At 70.0% G+C, this 20297-nt stretch carries 22 protein-coding genes; 6 read left to right on the top strand and 16 right to left on the bottom strand.

Going from position 1 to position 20297, the window contains the following annotated elements; translation table 11 throughout:
* Window positions 1-3: 3 nt before the first annotated feature.
* The 9 genes from BLT23_RS28350 to BLT23_RS28310 form a co-directional block, all read right to left on the bottom strand.
* A complete protein-coding gene (locus tag BLT23_RS28350) occupies window positions 4-558 on the bottom strand; it encodes a DUF3558 domain-containing protein (RefSeq protein ID WP_176946961.1) in 555 nt (184 codons plus the stop codon).
* A 17-nt stretch (window positions 559-575) separates the two neighbouring features.
* Entirely contained in the window at window positions 576-929 is a 354-nt protein-coding gene (locus tag BLT23_RS28345) for a PE domain-containing protein (RefSeq protein ID WP_090054285.1), read from the bottom strand.
* A gap of 239 nt (window positions 930-1168) precedes the next feature.
* On the bottom strand, window positions 1169-1801 hold the full coding sequence (locus BLT23_RS28340; RefSeq protein WP_090054284.1) for a hypothetical protein: 633 nt from the start codon (window positions 1799-1801) through the stop codon (window positions 1169-1171).
* 154 nt (window positions 1802-1955) lie between these two features.
* Entirely contained in the window at window positions 1956-4586 is a 2631-nt protein-coding gene (locus BLT23_RS28335) for an AAA family ATPase (RefSeq protein WP_090054282.1), read from the bottom strand.
* Window positions 4583-5419, bottom strand: a complete 837-nt coding sequence (locus BLT23_RS28330) for a metallophosphoesterase family protein (RefSeq protein WP_090054280.1) — start codon at window positions 5417-5419, stop codon at window positions 4583-4585. Before BLT23_RS28330 ends, BLT23_RS28335 begins: the two co-directional genes overlap by 4 nt.
* Window positions 5420-5427: 8 nt before the next feature.
* A complete protein-coding gene (locus tag BLT23_RS28325) occupies window positions 5428-5814 on the bottom strand; it encodes a hypothetical protein (RefSeq protein WP_090054277.1) in 387 nt (128 codons plus the stop codon).
* Window positions 5811-8201, bottom strand: a complete 2391-nt coding sequence (locus tag BLT23_RS28320; protein WP_218133919.1) for an AAA family ATPase — start codon at window positions 8199-8201, stop codon at window positions 5811-5813. Before BLT23_RS28320 ends, BLT23_RS28325 begins: the two co-directional genes overlap by 4 nt.
* Window positions 8202-8326: 125 nt before the next feature.
* Window positions 8327-8683, bottom strand: coding sequence for a peptidase inhibitor family I36 protein (locus BLT23_RS28315; RefSeq protein ID WP_090054273.1), 357 nt, complete (start codon window positions 8681-8683; stop codon window positions 8327-8329).
* Window positions 8684-8722: 39 nt separating this feature from the next.
* On the bottom strand, window positions 8723-9532 hold the full coding sequence (locus tag BLT23_RS28310; RefSeq protein ID WP_090054271.1) for a DUF72 domain-containing protein: 810 nt from the start codon (window positions 9530-9532) through the stop codon (window positions 8723-8725).
* Window positions 9533-9549: 17 nt separating this feature from the next.
* Here BLT23_RS28310 and BLT23_RS28305 point away from each other — a divergent pair, with 17 nt between their 5' ends.
* Window positions 9550-10284: an arylamine N-acetyltransferase family protein gene (locus tag BLT23_RS28305; protein WP_245744269.1), complete on the top strand. Its 735-nt coding sequence runs from the start codon at window positions 9550-9552 to the stop codon at window positions 10282-10284.
* On the opposite strand, the gene BLT23_RS28300 is transcribed toward BLT23_RS28305, so the two are convergent.
* Both BLT23_RS28300 and BLT23_RS28295 read right to left on the bottom strand, forming a co-directional pair.
* A complete protein-coding gene (locus tag BLT23_RS28300) occupies window positions 10239-11960 on the bottom strand; it encodes a glycoside hydrolase family 5 protein (protein ID WP_090054268.1) in 1722 nt (573 codons plus the stop codon). The two genes, BLT23_RS28305 and BLT23_RS28300, sit on opposite strands and share 46 nt — an antisense overlap.
* Window positions 11957-12676 carry a DUF72 domain-containing protein gene (locus BLT23_RS28295; protein WP_090054266.1) on the bottom strand — a complete coding sequence of 240 codons (720 nt, stop codon included), beginning with the start codon at window positions 12674-12676 and terminating at the stop codon, window positions 11957-11959. Before BLT23_RS28295 ends, BLT23_RS28300 begins: the two co-directional genes overlap by 4 nt.
* Before the next feature lie 72 nt (window positions 12677-12748).
* On the opposite strand from BLT23_RS28295, the gene BLT23_RS28290 reads away from it, so the two are divergent.
* Genes BLT23_RS28290 through BLT23_RS28280 form a run of 3 tightly spaced genes read left to right on the top strand, consistent with a single transcriptional unit; the run spans window position 12749 to window position 13945 of the window.
* Window positions 12749-13036: a type II toxin-antitoxin system Phd/YefM family antitoxin gene (locus BLT23_RS28290; protein ID WP_090054264.1), complete on the top strand. Its 288-nt coding sequence runs from the start codon at window positions 12749-12751 to the stop codon at window positions 13034-13036.
* The gene (locus BLT23_RS28285; protein ID WP_245744267.1) at window positions 13024-13431 is read left to right on the top strand and encodes a PIN domain-containing protein; all 408 of its coding nucleotides are present in this window, start codon (window positions 13024-13026) and stop codon (window positions 13429-13431) included. The genes BLT23_RS28290 and BLT23_RS28285 overlap by 13 nt, the downstream gene beginning before the upstream one ends.
* A 10-nt stretch (window positions 13432-13441) precedes the next feature.
* Entirely contained in the window at window positions 13442-13945 is a 504-nt protein-coding gene (locus tag BLT23_RS28280) for a DUF2199 domain-containing protein (protein WP_090054262.1), read from the top strand.
* On the opposite strand, the gene BLT23_RS28275 is transcribed toward BLT23_RS28280, so the two are convergent.
* Complete coding sequence (locus BLT23_RS28275; RefSeq protein ID WP_090054260.1) at window positions 13896-14438, bottom strand: HAD domain-containing protein; 543 nt, start codon at window positions 14436-14438, stop codon at window positions 13896-13898. The two genes, BLT23_RS28280 and BLT23_RS28275, sit on opposite strands and share 50 nt — an antisense overlap.
* Before the next feature lie 59 nt (window positions 14439-14497).
* Between BLT23_RS28275 and BLT23_RS28270 the strand changes: the two genes are divergently transcribed.
* Window positions 14498-14815 carry a hypothetical protein gene (locus BLT23_RS28270; RefSeq protein ID WP_090054258.1) on the top strand — a complete coding sequence of 106 codons (318 nt, stop codon included), beginning with the start codon at window positions 14498-14500 and terminating at the stop codon, window positions 14813-14815.
* A 49-nt stretch (window positions 14816-14864) separates the two neighbouring features.
* Here the strand turns inward: BLT23_RS28270 and BLT23_RS28265 are convergent, their stop codons facing one another.
* The 4 genes from BLT23_RS28265 to BLT23_RS28250 form a co-directional block, all read right to left on the bottom strand.
* Window positions 14865-16973 carry a 3-hydroxyacyl-CoA dehydrogenase NAD-binding domain-containing protein gene (locus BLT23_RS28265; protein ID WP_090054256.1) on the bottom strand — a complete coding sequence of 703 codons (2109 nt, stop codon included), beginning with the start codon at window positions 16971-16973 and terminating at the stop codon, window positions 14865-14867.
* Complete coding sequence (locus tag BLT23_RS28260) at window positions 16970-18187, bottom strand: thiolase family protein (RefSeq protein WP_090054254.1); 1218 nt, start codon at window positions 18185-18187, stop codon at window positions 16970-16972. Before BLT23_RS28260 ends, BLT23_RS28265 begins: the two co-directional genes overlap by 4 nt.
* A gap of 91 nt (window positions 18188-18278) precedes the next feature.
* Window positions 18279-18728, bottom strand: a complete 450-nt coding sequence (locus tag BLT23_RS28255) for an ABA4-like family protein (protein WP_090054252.1) — start codon at window positions 18726-18728, stop codon at window positions 18279-18281.
* A complete protein-coding gene (locus tag BLT23_RS28250; RefSeq protein ID WP_090054250.1) occupies window positions 18725-19606 on the bottom strand; it encodes a hypothetical protein in 882 nt (293 codons plus the stop codon). The genes BLT23_RS28255 and BLT23_RS28250 overlap by 4 nt, the downstream gene beginning before the upstream one ends.
* 59 nt (window positions 19607-19665) lie before the next feature.
* Between BLT23_RS28250 and BLT23_RS28245 the strand changes: the two genes are divergently transcribed.
* Complete coding sequence (locus BLT23_RS28245) at window positions 19666-20295, top strand: MerR family transcriptional regulator (RefSeq protein WP_090054248.1); 630 nt, start codon at window positions 19666-19668, stop codon at window positions 20293-20295.
* Window positions 20296-20297: the final 2 nt, after the last annotated feature.

Below are 20297 nucleotides of genomic sequence, written 5' to 3'. Positions count from 1 at the left end.
CCCCTATCTCAACAAGTTCCGCATCGCGGCTTCGGCCAGTGCCCGCGCCCCGTCGCACGGTTTCGGGAATCGGTCCTCGTAGGTAGGGAGGACCGAGAACGCCACGGCGAGGTACTGGCCGTCAGCCGTGTCCACGTGCACATCGCAGGCGTTCTCGTCGGACGGGATGGTCACCTTGATCGCGGGAAAACCGAGAACCGGGTCGATCTCCGTGACCTCGCCCTGCCTCGTGCCGTCACGCCACGCGCCGATGCCCTCGCTGGTGACCGGCACGATGCTGTTGCCCGCGCCGTTGACGGTCCAAGCGCAGCCGGTCGTCTTGTAGAGGTCGCTGTGCCGGGGACGGCCCTCCCGGTCGATCTTCAACGCCGGCAGCTGCTCGGCGGTGAGGAGCTGGCAGGGGTCCTTCCCGGTAAGCGTGATCTCCCGGGGCCGTGCCGTGGCCGACTCGGTGGTGGTCGTCGTGCCTTGTGGGTCGGGCGAGCTCTGCGGCTTGGGTGAACCGGAGGTCGGCGCGCACGCCGAAACGACGGCGAGCAGCGCGACAGTCGCGAACATGGCTCGGCTCATCGTCTTCAGACGCCCCCGTCCAGCTGCCGCATGCGGGTCTGGTTGGCGTCTTCGACCAGGTTGTACGTCTTCGCGGCCTGGGCGAGCTGCTCGATGTTGCGTGTGAGCTCGGCGAGGAACCGCTCGGTCACGTCGATGGCGGTCGCGGCGTTCTCGGCGAACACGTGGGCCGCGTCCCGGGAGACGTCGTCCTCGGCGAGGGGCTTGCCTCTCAGGGTCTCGCGCTCGCGGTAGAGGAACTCCTGGAGCGTGTCACGGACCTCCTCGTACCTGGTCATCAGGTTCAGGATCTGGTCCGGTTCGACGCGCATCGTCACGCCCGAACCGCCGCCGGCACCCGCCGTTGCCGCGAATGGCATGAGCCTCCCCCTTCAGGTGTCTCAGCACAGCGCTACCGCGACGTCGCTGTGCGTGCAGAGTCCCACGGGTGCTCACCGCATGCGCAGAAATCGAGCCGAATCACCCCTAAATGTCGAATCCGAAGCGCGCTATGCCATTCCGGGTGGACAAGAGATGATCGACTGCGAGTGGATTGAATTGTGGAAAAGCTATTTCAGGTCGGCGGACATATTCGTCGTTGACCGGAACAGCGCTGCTGCTACTCGCGCAGCGCGATGGGGAAGTCCACCTCCTCCGGACCGTCCACGTTGGGCGTTCTGGTCAGCGGGAACTCCATCGGCGGCAACGGGATCCGGTGCGCCCACCGCTCGATCACCTGGTTCTGCGGCGTCGGCTCCGGCTGCGACACCTCGCGCAGCACCACCAGCCGGTCCTCCAGCTGCACCGGGTACGTGACGAGGAACCACAGCTTGAGCCCCTCACCGCGAGCACCCTCGAACAGCGCGAACTGGTCGTGGTCGTTGTCGCGCATCATCGCCGCGAGGGCAGGGCCCTTCGCGTAGTCGCTGCGCATGGGCGCGTCCGGCGACCCCGTGCCCCGGTTGCCCTGCAACGTGCCGAGCAGGACCGGTTTGGACGGGTGCCGGACGAGGCCCGCGTTCCAGTGGTCGAGGCGCTGCCACCCCTCGTCGACCAGCAGCTGGCGCAGCGTGCCGACCCGGTGGATCCAGTCGAGCAGGCCGGCCGCGTTGGTCGGCCCGTACGGCGGCGAGGCGGCGCGGGCGTCGATACCGGCGGCGACGGCGCGGTCCAGGATCTCCAGGCGCAGGCCCAGCTCGGCGAGACGGTCGCCGGTGGTGGGGGTGAGCTTGCGGAAGGCGGCGTTGGTCATGGGTCGACGGTAGCGACGGGGTCTGACAATTCCGGGACACTGTCGGCTCGTGTATCGCCAGGTGGACGCAGGGCCTGCTCCGCCTGCCTCGTCCGAGCCTTGCGGAGCACGAAGGCCCGGAGGCGGTGGTTCGCGCTCAACGCCGCTCGTCAGCTCAAGCCGCCACCGGCGTGAGCTGGTGCAGTACGTCGCGGTCGCCGAGGCGTTCCCGAGCCCACTCCACCACCGCCGTCTCCTGCGAGAACAGCACGATCTGCCGGTCCGCCGACAACCGCAGCAGCAGGTCGAGCACGGCCTGTGTGCGGGTGTCGTCTGCCTGCACGGTGACGTCGTCCAACAACAACGGGCACGCCTCGGTGGCGAGGTGTTGGGCGAGGGCGACGCGGAGGAGCAGGTAGATCTGCTCGGCGGTGCCCAACGACAGGTCCGAGGCGAGGTGCCAGGCGTCGGAGGAGGAGCGCACGCTCACGCTCAGCGTCTGGGCGTCGATGGCGGCGTCCACGTAGCGGCCGTCGGTCACCAGGGGGAGCCACGTGCGGAGGGTCGTCTCCAGGGCTGGGGCGATGGTGCTGTGCACCTTCTCGCGGGCGGCGGTCAGGTACTGGGAGGCCAGGTCGATGGCTTCGGCCTCGGTGGTCAGGGCGGTCAGGGCGGCGGTGGCGGCTTGGACGGCTTCCTCGGCTTCCGGGACGCTGGGGAGGCCGCGGGCCATCTCGGTGGCGGTGGCGGCCAGTGTGTCGTGGTCGGCGGCCAAGGCCGGGTCCACGGGGTCGCAGGCCGCGTGGCGGGCGGCTGCCGCCAGCAGGGTGGCGTGGTGGGTCTGGGCTGCTGAGAGGGCGGTTTCCAGGTCGTCCACGGTGCCCTCGGCGCGCAGGGTTTGGAGTTCGGCCCACGCGTTGCGTTCTTCTTCGGCCTCGCGCAGCATGTCGCCCCAGCCTCGTTGCCACTCGGCGATGGCGCGGAGCAGGTCTTCCGGGCGTTCGCCGGTGCGGCCGATGGCGGTGACGGCGTGGCGGAGCAGCGCGAGGGCTCTGGTGTGGGCGACGGTCGCCTCCGCCACGGCTGCTTCTGCCTGGCGGCGGTCGGCCAGGGCTTGGGCGAGGTACGGGCGTTGGGCGGCCATCGCGGCTTGGCGGGCTCGGACCTTGCAGTCGGTCTCGTAGTCGACCAGCAGGTCCGGTACGGACGTGGTGTTGTCCACCTTGCCGCGGGCCGCCAGTTCCACGCGGACGGCCTTCTCGGTCCTCGCCACCTCGCACACCAGGTCGGCGTGCTCGTTCTCCCAGGCCGCGCGGTTGGCCAGGCGCCACAGCGTCTCGCGGTCCGCGGGGACGCCGAGGGCCGCGCATTCGGCGACGGCCGCGTCGTTGAGGCGGACGGCTTCGGCCGCCACGGCTTGCTGGCCTTCGGCTTCGGCCAGGGCGCGGTCGGCGGCGAACAGGCGGGCGCGGGCACGGCTGGCGGTGGCGGCCTGGTCGGCGGCGAAGGCGACGGCGGCTTCACGGGCCGGGGCGTTGCCTCGGGACAGATAGCCGCCGATGCCGGCGACGACCGCCGCTACCAGGACGGTCGCGGCGGCCAGGTGCTGGTCGACCAGGAGCAGCAGGACGCCGACCAGTGTCGTCAGGGCGCTCAGGGCGAACAAGGCGTTGCGCAGGAACGGGTTCGGCAGCGCGATCTCCTGCACGCGTGCCGCCGCGACGTCGGCCTCGACCTGGGTGCGGGCGGCGGCGGTGGCCGCTTCCTCCTGGGCCTGGCGTGCGGTGTCGACCTCGATCGACGCGGTGGTCAGGCGGGCGCCGCCGGACGGGTCGAGACGGGTCGCGAGGCCGCGCAGCACGGACGGCTCCGCGGTCGTCGGGGGTGACGGCATGCGTTCGCGGTGGGCCAGTGCGACGGCGGCCGCTGTCTCGTAGGCCGTGGCCACGAGGCGGAGCTCGTCGTCCACGGCCGTCTCACCGGCGGGGATGCCCGGCAGGGCGCGGAGCTCGGCTTCGAGCGCCGCCGCGGACGGGCCGGTCAGGACGCGCGGGGTCGGTGCCGCGCGCCACGCGGCCAGCGCGCGGTTCACGACGTGCGTCAGTTCCTCCTGCGCGGCGAGGCCGGACGGAGGCGAGTCGCCGAAGCGGTCCTGCAGCTCCGTCAGGCGGGCCATCCGCGCGGTCAGGGCATCGAGCTTCGCGGCGTGTTCCTGCACGGCCAGCCGGGCTTTCGCCGCGGCCGCTGCACGGGCCTGTGCTCTGAGTTCCAGGTAGCGGGCGTGCTCTCGACGTGCCACCGCCAAGTCGGTTTCGGCTTCGCGCAGGCGGTTGCGTGCTTCGCGTACGGCGTCGGCCGGTGCGATCAGGCGTTGTAATGCCTGCTCCACCGTGCCGTCCGTTCCCGCGGTGGCCGCGGCACGGCGCAGGTGGTCCTGCAACCCGTCGGCCGCTTCCAGCACGCTCAGCAGGGCCGCCTGGTCGATGCACGCCGTGGCGGCGAACGACGTGCGGTCGAGGCCGAGGCGCTGTGCGACGTCCGGTGCCGAGTCGTCGTCCAGGTCTCGTTCCACGGCGACGACCTCGCCGGACGCCATCGACACCATCGCGCCGACACGCCACGAGTCACCATCCCACGGGCGATGCCGGGGTGACGGCGCTCCGCACAACGCGGCACGGATCGCCGCGTGCCAGGACGACTTCGCGGACTCGTTGGCGCCCGACACCACGGTCAGACCGGGCGCGAGCGGCAACGTCCGGTCGTGCAGCGGGCCGAACGCGTGCGCGGTCACCGACTCGATCTTCATCGTTCCTCCAGTGCCCGCAGGCCGGTCGCGAGCACGCGCCCGCGCATCGCCGTGTCCAGTGACTCGTCGGCCAGCACGTCACGCACGAACTGGCCGCGCACGGTCCGTTCCGCCGCCAGGTTGTCCAAGTCCGGCAACGGGAACGGTTCCTCCGGCAGTCCCCAGTCGAGCGCCCGCGACGCCGACACGTCGAACACCTCGCGCGACACCGTGCCGTCTTCGTGCACCGTGCACAGGACGGCGCCGCGGTCGCCGGTCTCGCCCGGTGTCAACGGGTCCGGGTTGCCGGGGAACGTGTGGTGGGCGGCGTGCTCGGGTGTGTGGACGTGTCCGAGGAACGCGTGGTCCAGGCCGGTGATCGTGACGTCCTCCGGCGCGGTTCCGTGGCACAGCGCCAGGTTCACGCCGCCCCGGTTGACCGCGAAGCCGTCCAGGAAGTCGCGGGCGGGGCCGGGACCGACGTGCGCGGCGCCCCACAGCGTCACGCCGTCGGCCAGCTCCACGGGGGTCAGCGTCCCGTCGGTGAACACGTGGACGTTGGGCGTCCAGTCCACCTGCCGGTAGACCGACTGAGGCCCGTACCAGTCGTCGTTGCCCGGCGCCAGGAACACCGGCACCGTGCAGTCGAACGCGGACTGCAGGAACGACGCCGTGGACGGCGAACAACGGTCGTGCTCGTACAGGTCGCCGGCGCAGAGGACCGCGTCGGCGCCGGACTCCTGGGCGAGGTCCACGATGCGGCCCAGCGTGTCGCGCAACGCCTGGCGCCGCGCGGGACCGGCGTTCGGGAAGCGGGTGTCGAGGTGCAGGTCCGCGAACAGCAGCAGTTTCACCGGTGCCTTCAGTGGAGGTCGATGGTGCCGAACAGGGTCATGGTGGGCTGGAGAGCCTCGGCGACGGCCGCGGTGTCGGCGTGCCAGCCGCTCAGCTCCGCGACGGCCGGGGTCAGCTCGTAGCCGTGGTGGCGGATCGCGCGGCTCAGCGCGTGCCACAGCTGGGAGGCGTCGTACGCCAGGTCCGCGTCCACATGGGACGGAAGGCTGAGCAGCAGCGCCTGCACCGGCTGGTCGGTGTTCTCGGCGCCGCACGCCCGCGCCACCGACCGTTCCACCGCGGTGCGCAACAGCTCCGCGCAGCAACGAATCCGCACGCCGTCGAGCTGGTCCGGGCGGGCCAGCAGGTTCGCGACGCAGGTCAGCCGGTCCTGGACGTCCGTGGGAAGGGTCATCGCTGCAGCCACCCCGCGAGCAGTTCGGTGTCGCGGATCAGCACGTCGAGGTCGCCGGCGCCGGTGCGGCACGCCTGCAGCAGGTCCACGGCCCACGACCCGACGACGTCATCCAGGTGCGGCAACAGCTTCGCGGGCTCGGCGTGCTCATCGAGCACGGCCAGCGCGATCGCCTGCCTGGTCGTCAGCGCGGCCTCCAAGGCGCGTTCCACCTCGGCGTGCGGGGTGCCGCGGCTCAGCCGTTCCCGGCGGAACCGCGCGTGTGAGGCCGCCTCCAGGGCCGCCCGGCAGCACGACGCCACCAGTTCGGCCCGCAACGCGTCCGGCAGGTCCTCGTCCACCCGCATCGCGCGGGCGTCGGTCAGGCAGCGCCCCACCGGGTCGTCGGACATCCGCACCTGCACGACGGACTCCTCGCCGCGGCAGACCTCCCACACCGTCGCGGACAGCCGCAGCCGCCGCAGCGCCTCGACGAGCCGTTCGTCGTGCGTGAAGACGACGACCTGGCGGGTGAGACCGACGTCGGCGAGCACCTGCGCGAGGCCGTCCACTTTGGACGGGTCCATCGCCTGCACCGGGTCGTCGATCATCACGAACCGGAACGGGCTCTCGTCCACCATCGCGCGGGGCAGGAACAGCGCGAGTCCCAGCGAGTGCAGCTCGCCCTGGCTCATCACGGCGAGCGCCGAGTTCGAGACGCCGTCGACCGACACGTCCAGCTCGACGTTGCGGGTGCCGCCGAGCCGCACCGCGCCCAGGTCGACGTTGCTCTGCTGGCGCAGCCGGTGCCAGATCCGCTGCGACTCCTTGGCGAACGGCGCGATGCGCTCCGAGCGCAACGTCGCCGCCGCCTTGCGGATCCAGTTCTCCGCCTCGGTCACGTCCGCGAGCACCTCGGCGTCCGCAAGCGCTTGCTGCGCCTGGGAATGCCACTCGAACAGCGCGAGCGCCATCGGCCGCCACACCAGGTCGCGCCGGTCGATCTGCTCCCGCGCCACGGACTTGAGCTGCTCCACGGCCGCGACGAGCTCGGCGTGGCGGCCGAAGAGCTCCTCGCGCAACCGCACCGGGTCGTCGATCGCGGCGCAGTCCTCCCACGCCTGCCACGCCTGGAGCACGGCCGTCGTGTCGAGGACGCCCCCGGTCTCCCGCAGCACGTCCGGCACCGGCTGGCAGAGCGCCCGCGCCGCCGCCACCGCGACGTCGAGCCGGTCCGCGGCCTCGTGCAGCTCCGCGGCGGCCTTCGCGAGGTGGTCGGCGCGGTGGCGGGCCTTCGCGAGCCACATCCCGTCGAGCCGGCCCAGGTCGCACACCGGGCAGGTGGTGGCGCCACCGGACTCCCGCAACTGGATCGCGAGGCGCAGGATCTCGCTGGAGCGCAACGAGTCCTGCGCGTTGGCGGTGGCCACGACCGACACCGCGCCGAGCGCCAGGTCGAGGTTCTCGCGGCACCTGTCGACCTCGTCGGCGGGTGGCAGGGCCAGGTCCACGACCTGGTGCAGCGGGCCGGTACCGCCGCCGACGTCGGCGCCGAGGGCGAGGTCCGCGATGGCGTCGAGGTCGGGGGAGTCGCTGCCGAGCAGCTCGGCGGCGTGCCGGGCCCGTTCGTCGGGCGACGCGGCCAGTTCGGCCCGCACGCGTTCACGCCGGTCGTACGGGCGGGCGACGACGTCGGCGAGGCGCTTGCGGTGCTCGGCGAGCGACTGCTGCGCCTCCGTGATCGCCTCCAGGCCGAGGAAGCGGTGCATCGCCTCGTAGAGGTCCTCGGGCTGTGCGTCGAGCACGGTCCCGAGCTCGCTGTAGGGCAGGAACGGGCGGTAGGTCTCCAACGCGTCGTGCCACCGCCGGTCGTCGAACGGCTCGCCGTCCTGCGTCCACGCGCCCTGGGCCAGGTCCTCCTCGGGCGACCAGGATCTTCGGATCGTCGTGCGACCCGGCCGAGAGGCCTGCACGAGGTCCAGCTCGACGGCGGTGTCGGTCTGGTGCAGGTTGCGCCAGCCCTGCCGCCAGACGTCGTGCCCGGCCCGGGTCCACCGGGCGTTGTCGCCGGTCAGCGCCAGCTCGGCGGCCTCGGCGAAGCTCGACTTGCCCGACCCGTTGCGTCCCGTGACGACCGTGAGGCCAGGTCCCGGTGCCAGCGGCAGGCGTGCCGGGGGACCGATCCCCCGGAACCCGCGCACCCGGATCTCCGAAACGAAGATCCCCTGGCCGGGGCCGTCCGTCCGCTCCCGCGGGGTGTCCTGACCCGCCGGGCCGCCGGCGAGGGCGCGGTCCAGCGCCGCCTCGCTCCGGCACGCCGCGAGCACCAGTTCCGCCGCACGTGGCGTGAGATCGTCTTGGGCCAGTCTCCCGGCCATCAGTTCGAGTAACCCGGCTTCACCCGCCACGGTCACATTTCCTCCAGCTGCCACCACTCGATAGGGCGGCAACCTAGGCAGCAAATGAGACCTACTGGCGAGTACTCACACGATCGAGTGGTGTTACATAGGGTCACTGAAGTAGTGCGGGCTCGTTAAGGCCCCCACACCTCGACCGCCCTGGTCACGAAGTACGCGTCCGGCACGTAGGTGCCGTGCTTCGGGTAGGTGGTGAACTCGGCCTCGGTCGAGCAGTTCTCCCGCTGGTACACGGTCGCGTCCCTGCTCAGGCGGTTCACGAACGACCTCCCGACGATCTTGAACGGGATGCACTCGCCGGGGTTCGCCGTCTCCAGGTCGAGCCGCTGCACGGTGCCGGTGTAGTCGGCGCCCGTCCACACGCAGAACTCGCCCTTGTCGCAGGAACTGTCACTCTGCGCTACAGCGACCCCACTGGAGGCGACCGTGACCGCGGTGACCACCAGAGCCGCGGCGAGACTCTTCATCGACATGGACGCACCTCCGTCCGGACGAGTGTGCGGCCAATCGGATCAGTCGGCCAGACGATCTTGCAGTGCCTTCGCGTCTCGGGGCGCGTACGCCTTCGCGTCGTTGTCGAAGTAGACGAACACGTCGCCGTGCCGCGCCCAGCCGCGCACCTTCTCCGCCCACATGTCCAGACCCTCGTCGGTGTAGCCGCTGACGTAGAGCTCGTCGTGACCGTGCAGCCGGACGTAGACGAAGTCGCTCGTCACCTCCTCGATCAACGGGTACTTGCCGGCGGCGTCCGCGACGACGAGTGCGATGTCGTGGCGCTTGAGGAGGTCGGAGAACTCCGGCGTGCGGTAGCTGTCGTGCCGGATCTCGAGTGCGTGGCGCAGCGGCCGTTCCGCGTCGGTGGTGGTGTGGGCCGGGTCCACGCGGTGGTCGTGGCGCTGTGCGATCTCGGCCGCTTCGGTGGTGGTGCGGGGGAGGCCCTCGAAGAAGCCCGTCAGCAGGTCCGCGTCGAACTGGAGCGTGGGCGGGAGCTGCCAGAGGATCGGGCCGAGCTTCGGGCCCAGCGCGAGCACTCCGGACGCGAGGTAGTTCGCGAGGAGGTCCTTGCCGTCCTTCAGACGTTTCATGTGCGTGATGAACCGGCTGCCCTTGACGGCGAACTTGAAGTCATCCGGGGTCTCCGCCGCCCACTTCTGGTAGCTGGACGGGCGTTGCAACGAGTAGAACGACCCGTTGATCTCCACCGAGTTGAGCTGCTCGCTGAGGTAGGCCAGCTCGCGCTTCTGCGTGACGCCCTTGGGGTAGAACGTCCCGCGCCAGGGCGGGTAGACCCAGCCCGACGTGCCGATCCTCACCTCACCCATGTGGTTATCGTGGCACGGTGGACGCCTATCTACAGCTCATCGGTGCCTCGCGCACGTCTTCGCTGACCGAACTGCACGAACGTCATCTGATGAGCGTTCCGTTCGAGAACCTCGACATCCACATGGACACCAGGATCGAGCTGGACGTCCCGTGGCTGTACGGCAAGATCGTCGTGCGGCGTCGCGGCGGTTTCTGCTACGAGCTCAACGGGTTGTTCGCGGAGCTGTTGCGCGACCTGGGGCACCACGTCGACCTGCTGGCGGCCCGCGTGTACCGCGAAGGGGGCGCGCTCGGGGTGCCGTTGGCGCACTTGGCGTTGCTCGTGGACGGCGAGTGGCTGTGCGACGTCGGCTTCGGGACGTTCACGCTGCACCCGTTGTCGTGGCTGTCCCGTGAGGACCAGAAGAACCCCGGCGGTGTGTTCCGGCTGGAGGACCGCGGGGAGGACGTGGTGGTGTTCCACGACGGAGCACCCGCCTACCTGCTGGACCGCCGCCCGCGTGAGCTGGCCGACTTCGTGCCGACCTGCTGGTGGCAGCAGACGGCGCCGGAGTCGCACTTCCGCAAGGGACCGATGGCGACCCGCGCGCTGCCGGACGGGCGGATCACCGTCGCGGGCACGAAGGTCCTGGTGACGAAGGACGGCCGCAAGACCTCCACCGAGGTGGAAGATCCCGCGGCCGCCTTCCTGGAGCACTTCGGGATTCACTTCCGGCAGAGCAACGCGTCCGGCGTCCTGCGCCAGTTGTAGGCGACGCCTGCGATGTGCTCGTCCTGGGCGCACTGGCCCTTGTAGTGCCCGTTGGCCCAGTCACCGCCCAGGTCCGGCCGGTTGTCGCCGCGGTCGAACCACAGCACCCGCGTGCTGGTGCCGGACGCGATCGGCGCGCACACGAGCGTGAAGCTCGCGTAGCCGACGGCCGCGTTCCCGTTGGGGCACTGGAGCTTCGTGTACCCGGAAGCCCAGTCGTTCGTCACGTGCTGTTCGTTGGTGACGCGCGTGGTGGAACTCCACTGCGGACTGGTGGTGCACAGGCCGCGGTTGCCGGTGTGGCTGATGCCGACGAGTTTCTCGTTCTGCGGGCAGGATTCCTTGAGGAGCATGTTGAACCGCTCCTCGTGCGGGACCTGGCCGGTGCGGCCCTGGGCGTTGACCAGCCGGTTCCACGCCCCGGCCCGCCAGTCGTCGCCGTCGTTGACGCTGATGCGGTTCCCGTTGGCGTCCCAGCGCAGCAGCGCCCAGCTGCTGCCGGTGCGGTTGGCGTGGAAGCCGACCAGCGGCCAGTAGGCGAAGTCGGTGTCCTGCTCGATCAGGTAGTCGACGAAGCGCTCGAACCAGTCGCGTGCCCGTGCGCTCGGCTCGTCGATGCCGCCGACGCCGAACTCGCTGATCCACAGCGGCGCGGTGAAGTGCTTGCGCGCCTCGGTGATGTAGAAGGCTTGGCGTTGCAGGACGTTGCGCAGCTCCTCGGGGGAGAAGTCCTGGTAGCGCAGGTCGCTCGTCTCGCCGATTCCCGTGGCACCGCTGTGGTTCGGCCCGGTGTAGCCGTAGAAGTGGGCGCTGTAGACGAGTTTCGCCGGGTTGGCGAGGGTGTGGCTGAGGAACCGCACGGGTTCCAGGGTCGGGCGTCCGTGCGCGAAGCCGTCGACCGGGATGCCGTACCAGTTGATGCCCTCGACGATGACGAGGAGGTCCGGTGCGACCTGCTGGATGCGGTCGGCGGCCTGCTGCGAAGCCTTGTGCCAGTCGTGGTCGTTGCCCCAGCCCCAGTTCGGGTCGTCCCAGATGTTGCGGCGCACCTCGTTGTAGAGGTCGGCGCCGACCACGCGCTTGTTGGTCTTGTAGCGGTCCGCCATGAACGCCCAGTCGTTGATCCACTGGTCGGTGCTCTGGCTGGTGTTCCACCGCTCGTTGCCGTCGACGCCGCAGCACCAGCGCGATGTCGTGGTGTGGTTGTTGAGGATGACGGCGAGGTCGTTGCGCGTCAGTTCCGCGACGACCGCGTCGTAGATCTCCAACGGGCGCTTGCCGTTGAGGTGCGCGTCCTTCAGGCCGTTGACCGGCGCGGTGGCTTTGAGCATCTGGTTGGAGAAGGGCAACCGGATGCTGTTGACGCCGATCTCCTTGAATCCGGCGATGATCGTGGCCATCGTCGCGCGGTCGAGGCCGAGCGGGACCTGGTCGGCCTTCTCGCCGGCGTGGTGGGTGGCGGGGTCGTTGATGTCGCCGGAACCGTTCCAGGTGCCGCTCGCACCGTGCCAGTTGCCGGACTTGAGCTTGAAGCGGTCGCCGTTGGCGTCGACGATCCACCGTCCGCGCGTGCTCAGCGGACCGGTCCACGACGAGGAGGAGGCCGGTTCCGCCTGCGCGGGGGCAACGAGACTCGCGGCCAGGAGCAGGGTGGCCGAGACGCGAGATAGTTTCACATATGTGACGGTATCGGCGAGCCGAGGAGTCGCGCCAGGGTCTCGGCGTTGGTCGTCGCGGCGCCCTGCATGGTGTTGTCGAAGTACACGTACGTGTCGCGGTCCCAGTCGTGGATCTTCCGTGCCCACTCGCCGAGCTGCTCGTCGCTGTACGAACTGATGTACAGCTCGTCGTGGCCGTGCAGCCGCAGGTAGGCGAAGTCGGCGGTGACGGCGTCGATGCACGGGAACGTCGGTGCGTCGCTCACGACGTGGGCGACGTTGTGCGCGCGTAGCAGGTCGAAGTAGGCGTCGGTGCGGAACGACTCGTGACGCGGTTCGAAGGCGTGACGACCGGGTGGGAGCACAGCGAGGAAGTCCTGGACGAGGCCGGCGTCGAAGCGCAGGCTCGGCGGCAGCTGCCAGAGCAGTGGTCCCTGCTTCGCGCCCAGTGAGAGAGACGCGAGGAACGTCCTGAGCGCGTCATCCACGTGCCGCAAGCGTTTGACGTGCGTGACCAGCTTCGGTCCCTTGACGGCGAAGACGAAGTCCGGCGGCGTCTGGGCGGCCCACTTCCGGTAGTACTCCGGAGGCTGCAGCCGGTAGAACGAGCTGTTGATCTCGATGCTGCCGACCCGCGACGCCAGATGGCTGAGCCAGAGCCGTTGCGGGACGCCGCGGTAGAACCCGTCGCGCCACTCCGGGTAGCGCCAGCCCGACGTGCCGATCCTGATCATGTCCGAGGGGTAGCCGGTGAGTGCCGTAGCTACTCCGTAGCACATTTGGACGGATTGAGCTACATTGGTGTCATGTCGCAGCTCAAGGCAATCGGGCAGCGTGAGCTCCGCAACGACAACGCGGAGATCATGCGCCGCGTCGAAGCGGGGGAGAGTTTCGTGGTGACTCGCAACAACAGGCCGGTCGCGCAGCTCTCCCCGTACCGCGAGGAGGTCGTGACCCGGCCGTCGCTCGGCGAGGCGCAGGTGCTCTTCGGCACCCTGCCCGCGGTCGACGCCGACCGCTGGGAAGCCGACCTGCGCGCCGCCGACGAGGTCTTCGGCACCGACGACCCGCTGGACGACCCGTGGCGGAGCTGAGCTGCCTGCTCGACACCTGCGTGCTGATCAGGCTGGAACGGGCGAACCTCGGCGAGTACGTCAACGCCACGCCCTGCCTCAGCGCGGTCACGATCGCCGAGCTGGCGTTCGGGGTCGACGTGGATGACCCGATCGAGCGCGCTGCCCGCACCGAACGGTTCTACGCGGCGCAGCGGACGTTCGAGGTGCTGCCGTTCGGGCTGGAGGAGGCCAAGGTCTACGGGCAGATGGCGTCGCTGGTGCGGCGGTCCGGCCGGTCGCCCCGCCCGCGCCGGATGGACCTGCAGATCGCGGCCACGGCGGCGGTCGCGGGCATCCCGGTGCTCACGATGAACGTCAAGGACTTCAGGGACCTCGGGCGGCTCGTCGAAGTCGTGCCGATCCGGCACGCCTAGGCTTTCTGGCATGACTTCTTCGGCGTTCACCTGCTCCAGCTGCGGTGAAGTCCACGACGGCCTCGCGTTCGGCTACTCGGCGCCCGCGCCCGTGTACTGGTCGGAGGAGGTCGCGGAGAACCGCGGCAGCTTCCTGTCCGAGGAGCAGTGCGTGATCAACGGCGAGCACCAGTTCGTGCGCGGCCGGATCGTGCTGCCGGTGCGTGACGCCGACGAGGACTTCGAGTGGGGCGTGTGGGTGTCGCTCTCCCCGGCGAACTTCGCGCGCATGATCGCCGTCTACGAGGACCCGGCCCGCGAGAACGAGCCGCCGTACTTCGGCTGGCTCTCGACGAACCTGCCCGGCTACGAGCCCACCACCGTCAACCTCAAGACCAACCTGCACACGCAGGCCCTCGGCGTCCGGCCGCTGGTCGAGGTCGAGCCGACGGACCACCCGCTCGCGGTCGAGCAGCGGGAGGGGATCACGCTCGCGCGGGTCCGGGAGATCGCGGAGATCGCTCTGCACGGGTGAGGAAGGCGCGGACCCGTTCCAGGTGCTCGACGCCGATGCCCTTTCGCGGGTCCACAGGCACCAGCAGCGTGCCGGGACGTGCCGCCGCCCAGTCGGGGTCGCGCTTCTGGAACTCGTCGTCCAGCCACGCGATCGGGCGCGAACCGGCCCACGCGGTGATCGCCGGGACCTTGCCGTGCCTGCCGTCGCGGTGGTCGGAGCCGAGACCGCCGAAGTCGATCCACTCCAGCTCCGGCAGCCCGAGCAGGGGACCGATGAACTGGTTGGCCTCGTGTTCCCACGTCGTCGCCCAGACCAGGTCCGCGGCCGTCGCGGCGGCGAGCGAGAGCAGCCACGGGCCGTGCGACGGGTCCAGCCACACGCGCAGCGGCCTGCTGAACCCCGCCGGTCGGATGCGGTGCGTGGTGTAGCCGGCCGGTCGGCGGGTCGGCTTCGCCAGGTACGGGTTCAGCGGGCCGTCGACGTCGAGCAGGATCGCCGGTCGCGTGGTCATGACCTGATCGAAACATCCCGGCTGCTAATGAACGCAAGGATTTTTCCGATATGCCCCACATGACTGTCACGGACATCGCGACGTGGGGCACGGCCGCCCACGTGCGGGCCGCGCTCGAACGTGAGCTCGAGGGCGCGCTGGTGGAGGTCCCGCACGACGACGAGGCGCCGCGGTGGGCGTTCGGCGAGGCCCTGCGCAGATCGCTGGTCCTGCGCCAGAACCACCCCTTCGACGTCGTCGCGCTCGGGCTGCCGGACCTGCTGCGCTACCGCGACCTGGTGGCCGGGTCCGAGGTGACGCTGCGGGCCACCAAGATCGACGCCTACTTCGTCCGCAAGGACGGCTCAGCGGAGCAGTACGTGCCCGAGACGGAGTGAAGCCCCGGCTCCGTCGAGAGAGCCGGGGCTTCACCGCGAACAACGCGTGCTAGGCGGGCACGGACGCCACACCGGGCGCCAGGAACCGCTTGCCCGTCACCTTCTCCGAGATGCCCGCGCGGTCCAGGTACGGCGTGATGCCGCCCAGCCAGAACGGCCATCCGGCGCCCAGGATCATGCACAGGTCGATGTCCTGCGCCTCCGCGACCACGCCCTCGTCGAGCATGATCCGGATCTCCTCGGCCAGCGCCTCCAGCGCGCGGCTGCGCACCTCGTCATCGGTGAGCGGCGAGTCGCCGAACTGCCACAGCGCCTCGACCTCGGGGTCCACGGTCTGCTTGCCGGAGGAGTCCCACTGCCACACGGCGTTCTTGCCGGCGGCGACGAACTTCTTCATGTTCTCCGACACCGCGAAGCGGTCCGGGAACGCGCCGTGCATCGTCTCCGACACGTGCAGCGCGACGGCCGAGCCGACCAGCTGCAGCAGGATCATCGGCGACATCGGCAGGCCCAGCGACTCGGTGGCCTTGTCGGCGACCTCGAACGACGTGCCCTCGTCGACCGACTTGATGACCTCGCCCATGAAGCGGGTCAGCAGGCGGTTCACGACGAACGCGGGCGCGTCCTTCACCAGCACCGAGGACTTCTTGAGCTGCTTGCCCACCGCGAACGCCGTGGCGAGCGTGGCGTCGTCGGTCTGCTCGGCGCGCACGATCTCCAGCAGCGGCATGACCGCGACCGGGTTGAAGAAGTGGAAGCCCACGACGCGCTCGGGGTGCTTGAGCTTCGACGCCATGTCCGTGATCGACAGCGACGACGTGTTCGTGGCCAGGATCGCCTCGGCGGAGACGTGCTCCTCGACCTCGGCGAACACCTGCTGCTTCACGGCCAGGTCCTCGAACACCGCCTCGATGACGAAGTCGGCGTCGGCGAACGCGGCCTTGTCGAGCGAGCCGGAGACCAGCGCCTTCAGGCGGTTGGCCTCGTCCGGCGAGATCCGGCCCTTGCCCGCGAGCTTGTCGACCTCGGCGTGGACGTAGCCGACACCCTTGTCCACGCGCGCCTGGTCGATGTCGGTCAGCACGACCGGCACGTGCAGGCGGCGCAGGAACAGCAGCGCCATCTGCGAGGCCATCAGGCCCGCGCCGACGACACCGACCTTGGTGACCTTGCGCGCCAGCGACTTGTCCGGAGCGCCGGCCGGGCGCTTCGCGCGCTTCTGCACCAGGTTGAACGAGTACAGGCCCGCGCGCAGCTCGTCGCTCATCACGAGGTCCGCGAGGCCCTCGGTCTCGGCGGCGTAGCCCTTGTCGAGGTCGTTCTCGCGGGCCAGCTCCAGCAGCTCCAGCGCCTTCAACGCGCCGGGCGCCGCGCCCTTGGTCTTGCCGTGCACGATGGCCTTGGCCCGCGCGACGGCGGCGTCCCACGCCTCGCCGCGGTCGATCTCCTTGCGCGGCACGGTGATCTCGCCGCGCACGACACCGGACAGCCACAGCAGCGACTGCTCCAGGTAGTCCGCGGAGTCGAACAGCACGTCCGCGATGCCCAGCGCCAGAGCGTCCTTCGGCTTGAGCATCTTGTTCTGGTTCAACGCGTTCTCGAAGATCACCGTCACGGCGTCGTTGGCGCCGATCAGGTTCGGCAGCAGCTGCGTGCCGCCCCAGCCCGGGAACAGGCCCAGGAACACCTCGGGCAGCGCGATCGCGGCCGCGTTCGACGCGAGCGTGCGGTAGTGGCACGACAGCGCGAGCTCGAGGCCACCGCCCATCACCGCGCCGTTGACGAAGGCGAAGGTCGGGATGTCCGACTCGGTGAACTTGCGGAAGACGTCGTGGCCGAGCTTGCCGATCGTGACGCCCTGCGAGCGGTCCGTCGCCTGCTCGACGGCGGTCAGGTCCGCGCCGACGGCGAAGATGAACGGCTTGCCGGTGACGGCGATGGCGGCGGGCTTCGCCGCGTACGCCTCGTCGAACGCCGCGCCGAGCGAGACCAGCGACTGCGGGCCGAACGTCGACGGACGGGTGTGGTCCAGGCCGTTGTCGATCGTGATGAACGCGACCGGCTTGTCGAGGCCGGGAACGTCGATCAGACGAGTCTTGGCGTGGGTGACGACCTCGTCGGGGAAGATCGCCTTTGCTTCCTCAGCGGTGATGGTCACTTCTCGCCACTCCAGTTCGGGTTCTCCCAGATGACCGTGCCGCCCATGCCGATGCCGATGCACATGGTGGTGAGGCCGTAACGGACGTCCGGACGCTCGGCGAACTGACGAGACAGCTGCGTCATCAGGCGCACGCCGGAGGAGGCCAGCGGGTGGCCGGTCGCGATGGCGCCGCCCCACTGGTTCACGCGCGGGTCGTCGTCCGCGATCTTGAAGTGGTCGAGGAACGCCAGCACCTGCACGGCGAACGCCTCGTTGATCTCGAACAGGCCGATGTCCTCGATGGACAGTCCCGCGCGGGACAGCGCGCGCTCGGTGGCGGGCACCGGGCCGACGCCCATGACCGACGGGTCGACGCCCTGGAAGGCGTAGCCGACGAGGCGCATGCCGACCGGGAGGCCCAGCTCGCGCGCGGTCTCCTCCTCGGCCAGGATCGCGCCGGTCGCGCCGTCGTTCAGGCCGGCCGCGTTGCCCGCGGTGACCCGGCCGTGCGGGCGGAACGGCGTCTTGAGCTTGGCCAGGTCGTCGACCGTGGTGCCGGGACGCGGCGGCTCGTCGGCGGTGGCGAGGCCCCAGCCGTGCTCGGCGGAGCGGGTCGCGACGGGCACCAGCTCGGGGCCGATCTTGCCCGCGGCGAGCGCCGCCGCGTACTTGGCCTGCGAGGCGGCCGCGTACGCGTCGGCACGCTCCTTGGTGATCTCGGGGAACCGGTCGTGCAGGTTCTCCGCGGTCTGGCCCATCACCAGCGCGCTCGGGTCGACGATCTTGTCCGACAGGAAGCGCGGGTTCGGGTCGACGCCCTCACCCATCGGGTGACGGCCCATGTGCTCGACGCCGCCCGCGATGACGACGTCGTAGGCGCCGAACGCGATGCCGCTCGCCGCCGTGGTGACGGCGGTCATCGCGCCCGCGCACATGCGGTCGATGGCGTACCCCGGCACGGACTTCGGCAGGCCCGCGAGCAGTGCCGCGGTGCGGCCGATCGTCAGGCCCTGGTCGCCGGTCTGCGTGGTCGCGGCGATGGCGACCTCGTCGACGCGCTCCGGCGGCAGCTCGGGGTGCCTGCGCAGCAGCTCACGGATGACCTTCACGACGAGGTCGTCGGCACGGGTCTCGGCGAAAATGCCCTTGGGGCCGGCCTTGCCGAACGGCGTGCGGACGCCGTCGACGAAGACCACGTTCCGAACGCGTGCCGGCGCTGCTGGTGCGGCCACGGCGTCTCCTCACTTGTGGTGACAACTCTGTCCACTCCGGAGGGGGTTGCGCGACATCCCTACCGGTCGGTAACGCCAATGCTAGCCCTAGTTACTGGCCGGTAACCACAGCGGCGCCCCTGTTCTTTGCATCACACACCTTGCGGATGACCAGGAACAGCGGCAACCCGGCCGGGGCGAGCAGGATCGTGATCACCAGAACGGGTGCCATCACGAGCGGGTGGACGTCGAGCCGCCGGCTCTCCAGGTACATCCACCTCCCGACGAACAGGTCCCACGCGAGCATGTGCGCCCACACCAGCGCCGCTCCGGTGTCCGTGGCCATGAAGTCCGCCAGCGGTCCCAGCTCCGGCCGTGACACCAGGGCCAGTACCTCCGGTAAGACGGGCAGCACCAGCACGACGTAGATCACCACCGGCGGCAGGACGATCAGGTGCGACTCGGCGATCTTCTTCGTCCACGACCACTTCGGCGCGAGGATCATCAGCGCCCAGAACGGCGCGATCAGCAGGAACGTCAGGTCGAACAGCGTGGTGGTCATGCGAGTGCGAGCTCCTTCCGCGGTGCGCGCGCCCACGTGGCTCCTGCGGCGGTCGCGACGACGATGACGGCGAGCGCGAGCAGCGTCGTGCCGTCGGGCTGGACGAGGGACTGGCCGCGCAACGCCTGCCAGGTGACGAGCAGGAAGAGCCCCAGGAACGACGCGCTGGTCACCCAGGCCATCTTCACGGTGGCGCGGTGGCCGAGCAGGGCGATGACCACCGGCAGGACCTGCAACGCGTGCATGCCGACGAAGTGCCCGATCCGCAGGTCGCCGTGCTCGGTGCTCCAGCCGGTGAGCGGCATGTACGCGCCGCCGTCGGGCGCGCCGACGGTGTGCGAGCCGAGGGTGGGGCCGTCGAGTGCCTGACCGGGCTTCGGCCTGGTCATCAGGAACCCGACGCCGAGGCCGAGGAACGAGATCACGAGCCCGAGCCGGATCGACCAGGCGAGTGCCTTGTTCTCGATGTCCGTGCGCCACAACAGGACCGCGACGACCGCGTGCGTCACCCAGAGCACCACGATGGTCGAGCCCATGATCGAGAACAGGGCCACGTCGAGCGGCGTCTCGAAGTTGAAGTGGCTGCGCTTGCCGCGCAGCACCTGGCCGATGATCACGACCATCTCCAGGGACGCGCCGGCCACCAGCACCGTGCCCGCCCACCAGCCGACGCGCTGGAACCTCTTCAGGAACGTCAGCAGCCACGCCAGCGTGAACGCGTAGACCGCGAGCGACACGGCGAACTTGAACGGCTTGAGCCAGATCGGCGAGTTCATCAGCATCCGGTCGTCGACCAGCAGCCCGACGAGCGTGATCGGGACCAGCAGCGTCATCGCCCATCCGAAGACCACCAACGGCCGATGCCACGTGCGCAACATCTCGGAACCCCCTATATGGATAGCGGCACTCTCTACTATCCGGAAGTTACACTATCCGTATGCGTGTTGGCGAGCTTTCGAAGAGAAGCGGCGTTCCGGTGCCGACGATCAAGTACTACCTGCGCGAGGGACTGCTGCCCGCCGGCGTGCTGACCAGCCCGAACCAGGCCCACTACGACGACGGGCACCTGCGCAGGCTGCGGCTGGTGCGGGCGCTGGTCGACGTCGGCGGGCTCTCCATCGCGGCCGTGCGCGAGGTTCTGACCGCGGTCGACACGAACGAGGAGTCGATGCACCACAAGCTCGGCGCCGTGCAGGAGGCCATCAGCCAGCCGGCCACGGGCGAGCTCGACCCGATCGCCGTGAAGGACGTCCAGGCGTTCTTCGACCGGCACGGCGAGTTCGAATTCTTCGGCGTCGACGAGAGCAACGTGACCGGCATGCTCGTGTCGGCGCTGTCCGCGGCCCGCTCCGTCGGCCACGACCACTTCCCGGAGCTGCTCGACTCCTACATGGAGGCGATGAGGATCGTCGCGCGCGCCGACCTCGAATACATCGCGCGGCGCACGTCCAGCGACGACATCATCGAGGCGATGGTCATCGGCACGCTGATCGGCGACGCCGTCCTCAAGGCCGTCCGCCGCGTCGCCCACGCCGAGGTGTCGCGGGAGGCGATGGACACCGACTGAGC

Source organism: Lentzea fradiae, assembly GCF_900100955.1.
Lineage (GTDB): Bacteria > Actinomycetota > Actinomycetes > Mycobacteriales > Pseudonocardiaceae > Lentzea > Lentzea fradiae.
The sequence above is the reverse complement of the archived record's forward strand: the minus strand, read 5'-3'. Positions and strand labels throughout refer to the sequence as shown.

Excerpts from the sequence above, each read along its gene's own strand:
- BLT23_RS28350 (WP_176946961.1), bottom strand. The coding sequence starts at position 558 with ATGTTCGCGACTGTCGCGCTGCTCGCCGTCGTTTCGGCGTGCGCGCCG.
- BLT23_RS28345 (WP_090054285.1), bottom strand. The coding sequence starts at position 929 with ATGCCATTCGCGGCAACGGCGGGTGCCGGCGGCGGTTCGGGCGTGACG.
- BLT23_RS28340 (WP_090054284.1), bottom strand. The coding sequence starts at position 1,801 with ATGACCAACGCCGCCTTCCGCAAGCTCACCCCCACCACCGGCGACCGT.
- BLT23_RS28335 (WP_090054282.1), bottom strand. The coding sequence starts at position 4,586 with ATGAAGATCGAGTCGGTGACCGCGCACGCGTTCGGCCCGCTGCACGAC.
- BLT23_RS28325 (WP_090054277.1), bottom strand. The coding sequence starts at position 5,814 with ATGACCCTTCCCACGGACGTCCAGGACCGGCTGACCTGCGTCGCGAAC.
- BLT23_RS28315 (WP_090054273.1), bottom strand. The coding sequence starts at position 8,683 with ATGTCGATGAAGAGTCTCGCCGCGGCTCTGGTGGTCACCGCGGTCACG.
- BLT23_RS28310 (WP_090054271.1), bottom strand. The coding sequence starts at position 9,532 with ATGGGTGAGGTGAGGATCGGCACGTCGGGCTGGGTCTACCCGCCCTGG.
- BLT23_RS28295 (WP_090054266.1), bottom strand. The coding sequence starts at position 12,676 with ATGATCAGGATCGGCACGTCGGGCTGGCGCTACCCGGAGTGGCGCGAC.
- BLT23_RS28290 (WP_090054264.1), top strand. The coding sequence starts at position 12,749 with ATGTCGCAGCTCAAGGCAATCGGGCAGCGTGAGCTCCGCAACGACAAC.
- BLT23_RS28280 (WP_090054262.1), top strand. The coding sequence starts at position 13,442 with ATGACTTCTTCGGCGTTCACCTGCTCCAGCTGCGGTGAAGTCCACGAC.
- BLT23_RS28275 (WP_090054260.1), bottom strand. The coding sequence starts at position 14,438 with ATGACCACGCGACCGGCGATCCTGCTCGACGTCGACGGCCCGCTGAAC.
- BLT23_RS28270 (WP_090054258.1), top strand. The coding sequence starts at position 14,498 with ATGACTGTCACGGACATCGCGACGTGGGGCACGGCCGCCCACGTGCGG.
- BLT23_RS28255 (WP_090054252.1), bottom strand. The coding sequence starts at position 18,728 with ATGACCACCACGCTGTTCGACCTGACGTTCCTGCTGATCGCGCCGTTC.
- BLT23_RS28250 (WP_090054250.1), bottom strand. The coding sequence starts at position 19,606 with ATGTTGCGCACGTGGCATCGGCCGTTGGTGGTCTTCGGATGGGCGATG.
- BLT23_RS28245 (WP_090054248.1), top strand. The coding sequence starts at position 19,666 with ATGCGTGTTGGCGAGCTTTCGAAGAGAAGCGGCGTTCCGGTGCCGACG.